This window comes from Streptomyces sp. B15, from assembly GCF_018070605.1.
GTDB classification, from domain to species: domain Bacteria; phylum Actinomycetota; class Actinomycetes; order Streptomycetales; family Streptomycetaceae; genus Streptomyces; species Streptomyces smyrnaeus.
In genome coordinates this window covers 1-5,234 of the sequence record NZ_JAGPXJ010000182.1, presented here as the reverse complement: position 1 = coordinate 5,234, position 5,234 = coordinate 1, and the positions used below count along the sequence as shown (strand labels likewise).

The following is a 5,234-nucleotide window of genomic DNA, read 5'->3' as shown; positions in this document are numbered from 1 at the left end:
AAAGGGCAAACGTCCGGAGAAACCGGTGAGATGGTTTCGAAGGAAGCGTCCGTTCCTTGAGAACTCAACAGCGTGCCAAAAGTCAACGCCAGATATGTTGATACCCCGGCCTGTCGACGAGTGTCGATGGGTTGAGGTTCCTTTGACAGCTCTCGATTGAAGAGGGCATACAGCGAGGACGCTGTGGATCGGGAGATTATTCCTCTTCCGGTCCCGCTCTTCCGCGAAGCGAAAGCATTCACGGAGAGTTTGATCCTGGCTCAGGACGAACGCTGGCGGCGTGCTTAACACATGCAAGTCGAACGATGAACCTCTTTCGGGAGGGGATTAGTGGCGAACGGGTGAGTAACACGTGGGCAATCTGCCCTGCACTCTGGGACAAGCCCTGGAAACGGGGTCTAATACCGGATATGACCACCGGCCGCATGGTCTGGTGGTGGAAAGCTCCGGCGGTGCAGGATGAGCCCGCGGCCTATCAGCTTGTTGGTGGGGTGATGGCCTACCAAGGCGACGACGGGTAGCCGGCCTGAGAGGGCGACCGGCCACACTGGGACTGAGACACGGCCCAGACTCCTACGGGAGGCAGCAGTGGGGAATATTGCACAATGGGCGCAAGCCTGATGCAGCGACGCCGCGTGAGGGATGACGGCCTTCGGGTTGTAAACCTCTTTCAGCAGGGAAGAAGCGCAAGTGACGGTACCTGCAGAAGAAGCACCGGCTAACTACGTGCCAGCAGCCGCGGTAATACGTAGGGTGCGAGCGTTGTCCGGAATTATTGGGCGTAAAGAGCTCGTAGGCGGCTTGTCGCGTCGGATGTGAAAGCCCGGGGCTTAACCCCGGGTCTGCATTCGATACGGGCAGGCTGGAGTTCGGCAGGGGAGATTGGAATTCCTGGTGTAGCGGTGAAATGCGCAGATATCAGGAGGAACACCGGTGGCGAAGGCGGATCTCTGGGCCGATACTGACGCTGAGGAGCGAAAGCGTGGGGAGCGAACAGGATTAGATACCCTGGTAGTCCACGCCGTAAACGTTGGGCACTAGGTGTGGGCGACATTCCACGTCGTCCGTGCCGCAGCTAACGCATTAAGTGCCCCGCCTGGGGAGTACGGCCGCAAGGCTAAAACTCAAAGGAATTGACGGGGGCCCGCACAAGCGGCGGAGCATGTGGCTTAATTCGACGCAACGCGAAGAACCTTACCAAGGCTTGACATACACCGGAAAGCGCTGGAGACAGTGCCCCCCTTTGGGTCGGTGTACAGGTGGTGCATGGCTGTCGTCAGCTCGTGTCGTGAGATGTTGGGTTAAGTCCCGCAACGAGCGCAACCCTTGTCCTGTGTTGCCAGCAACTCTTCGGAGGTTGGGGACTCACGGGAGACTGCCGGGGTCAACTCGGAGGAAGGTGGGGACGACGTCAAGTCATCATGCCCCTTATGTCTTGGGCTGCACACGTGCTACAATGGCCGGTACAATGAGCTGCGATGCCGTGAGGTGGAGCGAATCTCAAAAAGCCGGTCTCAGTTCGGATTGGGGTCTGCAACTCGACCCCATGAAGTCGGAGTCGCTAGTAATCGCAGATCAGCATTGCTGCGGTGAATACGTTCCCGGGCCTTGTACACACCGCCCGTCACGTCACGAAAGTCGGTAACACCCGAAGCCGGTGGCCCAACCCCCTTGTGGGGAGGGAATCGTCGAAGGTGGGACTGGCGATTGGGACGAAGTCGTAACAAGGTAGCCGTACCGGAAGGTGCGGCTGGATCACCTCCTTTCTAAGGAGCATCTTTGGCCATCACGTGTGGTGGTCCAGAGGCCCATTACGCAGGCGAGTGTTCTGCGGTGGGTTGCTCATGGGTGGAACGTTGACTATTCGGCACTCTTGGCTGCTTTCTTCTAGTACTGCTTCGGCGTGGAACGAGGAAGGTGTCTGAGGGTGTTGGGCGCGCTGTTGGGTGTCTGAGGGCACGGCCGTTGGGTTGTGGCTCTTGGTGCCGGTCCCAGTGAACTCCGATGTGTGTCGGGGGTGGTGGGTGGCTGGTTGTTGTTTGAGAACTGCACAGTGGACGCGAGCATCTGTGGCCAAGTTTTTAAGGGCGCACGGTGGATGCCTTGGCACCAGGAACCGATGAAGGACGTGGGAGGCCGCGATAGGCCCCGGGGAGCTGTCAACCGAGCTGTGATCCGGGGGTGTCCGAATGGGGGAACCCGGCAGTCGTCATGGGCTGTCACCTGCCGCTGAATGTATAGGCGGTGTGGAGGGAACGCGGGGAAGTGAAACATCTCAGTACCCGTAGGAAGAGAAAACAACCGTGATTCCGGGAGTAGTGGTGAGCGAAACCGGATCAGGCTAAACCGTATGTGTGTGAGACCCGGCAGGGGTTGCGCATGCGGGGTTGTGGGACTGCGCTTCAGTCGTCTGCCGGCGGCTGGGTGAGTTAGAAACCGTATGGATAGGCGAAGGGCATGCGAAAGGCCCGGCGTAGAGGGTAAGACCCCCGTAGCTGAAATCTGTACGGCTCACTTGTGTTGTTCCCAAGTAGCATGGGGCCCGAGAAATCCTGTGTGAATCTGGCGGGACCACCCGTCAAGCCTAAATATTCCCTGGTGACCGATAGCGGATAGTACCGTGAGGGAATGGTGAAAAGTACCGCGGGAGCGGAGTGAAAGAGTACCTGAAACCGTGTGCCTACAAGCCGTGGGAGCGTCGCGTGGAGATTTCGGTCTTCACGTCGTGACTGCGTGCCTTTTGAAGAATGAGCCTGCGAGTTTGCGGCATGTTGCGAGGTTAACCCGTGTGGGGGAGCCGTAGCGAAAGCGAGTCCGAAGAGGGCGTTTGAGTAGCGTGTTCAAGACCCGAAGCGGAGTGATCTAGCCATGGGCAGGGTGAAGCGCGGGTAAGACCGTGTGGAGGCCCGAACCCACCAGGGTTGAAAACCTGGGGGATGACCTGTGGTTAGGGGTGAAAGGCCAATCAAACTCCGTGATAGCTGGTTCTCCCCGAAATGCATTTAGGTGCAGCGTCGTGTGTTTCTTGCCGGAGGTAGAGCACTGGATAGGCGATGGGCCCTACCGGGTTACTGACCTTAGCCAAACTCCGAATGCCGGTAAGTGAGAGCGCGGCAGTGAGACTGTGGGGGATAAGCTCCATGGTCGAGAGGGAAACAGCCCAGAGCATCGACTAAGGCCCCTAAGCGTGTGCTAAGTGGGAAAGGATGTGGAGTCGCAGAGACAACCAGGAGGTTGGCTTAGAAGCAGCCATCCTTGAAAGAGTGCGTAATAGCTCACTGGTCAAGTGATTCCGCGCCGATAATGTAGCGGGGCTCAAGTACACCGCCGAAGTCGTGTCATTTCAGTGTTACTCCTAACGGAGGCTGGGATGGGTAGGGGAGCGTCGTGTGCCGGGTGAAGCAGCCGTGGAAGCGAGTTGTGGACGGTTCACGAGTGAGAATGCAGGCATGAGTAGCGATACATGCGTGAGAAACGTGTGCGCCGATTGACTAAGGGTTCCTGGGTCAAGCTGATCTGCCCAGGGTAAGTCGGGACCTAAGGCGAGGCCGACAGGCGTAGTCGATGGAGAACCGGTTGATATTCCGGTACCCGCTATGCAGCGTCAAACATCGAATCAGGTGATGCTAAGTCCGTGAAGCCTCTCTGGATCCTTCGGGTGAAGGAGTGTGGTGGAGCCGACGGTCCGAGCTTGTAGTAGGTGAGTGATGGGGTGACGCAGTGAGGTAGTCCAGCCCGGGCGATGGTTGTCCCGGGGTAAGGGTGTAGCCCGTCAGGTAGGTAAATCCGCCTGGCTTGTGGGTGAGACCTGATGCCGAGCCGTTTGTGGTGAAGTGGGTGATCCTGTGCTGTCGAGAAAAGCCTCTAGCGAGTTGTGTGGCGGCCCGTACCCTAAACCGACTCAGGTGGTCTGGTAGAGAATACCGAGGCGTTCGGGTGAACTATGGTTAAGGAACTCGGCAAAATGCCCCCGTAACTTCGGGAGAAGGGGGGCCACACCTGGTGATCACCTTTTCGGTGTGAGCTGGGGGTGGCCGCAGAGACCAGCGAGAAGCGACTGTTTACTAAAAACACAGGTCCGTGCGAAGCCGTAAGGCGATGTATACGGACTGACGCCTGCCCGGTGCTGGAACGTTAAGGGGACCGGTTAGTCAGGATTCGTCCTGGTGAAGCTGAGAACTTAAGCGCCAGTAAACGGCGGTGGTAACTATAACCATCCTAAGGTAGCGAAATTCCTTGTCGGGTAAGTTCCGACCTGCACGAATGGCGTAACGACTTCTTGACTGTCTCAACCATAGGCCCGGTGAAATTGCAGTACGAGTAAAGATGCTCGTTTCGCGCAGCAGGACGGAAAGACCCCGGGACCTTTACTACAGCTTGATATTGGTGTTCGGTTCGGCTTGTGTAGGATAGGTGGGAGACTGTGAAGCGGGCACGCCAGTGTTCGTGGAGTCGTTGTTGAAATACCACTCTGGTCGTGCTGGATGTCTAACCTGGGTCCGTGATCCGGATCGGGGACAGTGTCTGGTGGGTAGTTTAACTGGGGCGGTTGCCTCCTAAAGAGTAACGGAGGCGCCCAAAGGTTCCCTCAGCCTGGTTGGTCATCAGGTGGTGAGTGTAAGTGCACAAGGGAGCTTGACTGTGAGACTGACGGGTCGAGCAGGGACGAAAGTCGGGACTAGTGATCCGGCGGTGGCTTGTGGAAGCGCCGTCGCTCAACGGATAAAAGGTACCCCGGGGATAACAGGCTGATCTTCCCCAAGAGTCCATATCGACGGGATGGTTTGGCACCTCGATGTCGGCTCGTCGCATCCTGGGGCTGGAGTCGGTCCCAAGGGTTGGGCTGTTCGCCCATTAAAGCGGTACGCGAGCTGGGTTTAGAACGTCGTGAGACAGTTCGGTCCCTATCCGCTGCGCGCGTAGGAGTCTTGAGAAGGGCTGTCCCTAGTACGAGAGGACCGGGACGGACGGACCTCTGGTGTGCCAGTTGTTCTGCCAAGGGCATGGCTGGTTGGCTACGTTCGGGAAGGATAACCGCTGAAAGCATCTAAGCGGGAAGCCTGCTTCGAGATGAGGACTCCCACCCCCTTTGAGGGGTTAAGGCTCCCTGGAGATGACGGGGTTGATAGGCCGGATCTGGAAGCACGGTAACGTGTGGAGGTGACCGGTACTAATAGGCCGAGGGCTTGTCCATAGAGGCTCGCGTCCACTGTGTGGGTTCTGAGACAACAACC

2 rRNA genes are annotated in these 5,234 nt (G+C 57.9%); both read left to right on the top strand.

Annotation, left to right across the window (positions count from 1 at the left end):
* Window positions 1–237 precede the first annotated feature (237 nt).
* Window positions 238–1,766, top strand: a 16S ribosomal RNA gene (locus KBY19_RS35540).
* A 305-nt stretch (window positions 1,767–2,071) separates the two neighbouring features.
* A 23S ribosomal RNA gene (locus KBY19_RS35535) occupies window positions 2,072–5,194 on the top strand.
* Together the 16S and 23S rRNA genes form the textbook arrangement of a ribosomal RNA operon.
* Window positions 5,195–5,234: the final 40 nt, after the last annotated feature.